At 38.8% G+C, this 959-nt stretch carries 1 protein-coding gene; it reads left to right on the forward strand.

Going from position 1 to position 959, the window contains the following annotated elements; translation table 11 throughout:
• The coding region (locus tag ACYQ0O_RS13015) for a hypothetical protein (RefSeq protein ID WP_459893761.1) at window positions 1-959 on the forward strand (959 nt) is incomplete at both ends.

Consider the following 959-nt stretch of genomic DNA (forward strand, 5'->3'; position numbering starts at 1 on the left):
GGGGTAACAGCTCATGCAAAAACTCAGTACACCTCTCCCAATACTGCTATCTCCACAAAAAAGACAAATAAAGTTACAGCTACCACCACAGGAACATATACCATTGTAGCAAAAGCATATGGATATTACACCCTGAGAATAAATAACTTCACTGTGTTCAGCAACTACAAGGTCTCTGCTACAAAAACATTAAAAACTCATCTTGCCAGTGGATCTGCAGCAACTGTTACAGCCACTGTAAAAATAGGGGCATCTACTATCGCTGCTGCAATAAATAAAATGTCCAAAACCCTCGGAGTCACAGCACAGGTCACTGATAACGGTAAATTAAAACTAAACAATCAAGATGGTGGTAATATCAAAATTACTGAAAGAGCAGGTACAAAAGCAGCAGCAACCGTTCATAGAAAAACCACTGGTACTGTTCATTTTGATGCCAAAACCTATCACAATGTATTTGATGGCGCAAAAGGAATGTTTATTAACCAGAACATGGACAATGGAAACCATCTTATTGCAACTAAAGGATTTACAGGTGGTGCCAGTGACGCATTCACTGCAAATGGTTATAAACTAACTGACGCTGGAGGAACTGCCAATGTAACAGTGATTAGAGGAACTGTGACAATTACCGGTCCTTCTGCCTTTAGATTTACAGATTACTGGGAAAATAATGAAACCACCCATGGAGATCCAAATTTGAGATTTAATGCAGTTGTTACCTCTGCTGGACAAAATGTCACAAAAGGAAAAGTTGATTTTACCAGAACTCTCAATAAATCCACAAATACAAACCTCACTACCCAGGGGGGACTAACTGCTGATGGAATACTCTATAGATTCTCTGCAGCTAATCAGCAAATGTTCTTAAAAACCACAAATATCTTAACTGCTACTAATGCTCAAAAGGCTATCGATAGAATCGATCAGGCTATAAGTGACTTAAATAAATTCAGGGC

The sequence above is a fragment of the Desulfothermus okinawensis JCM 13304 genome (assembly GCF_054654515.1).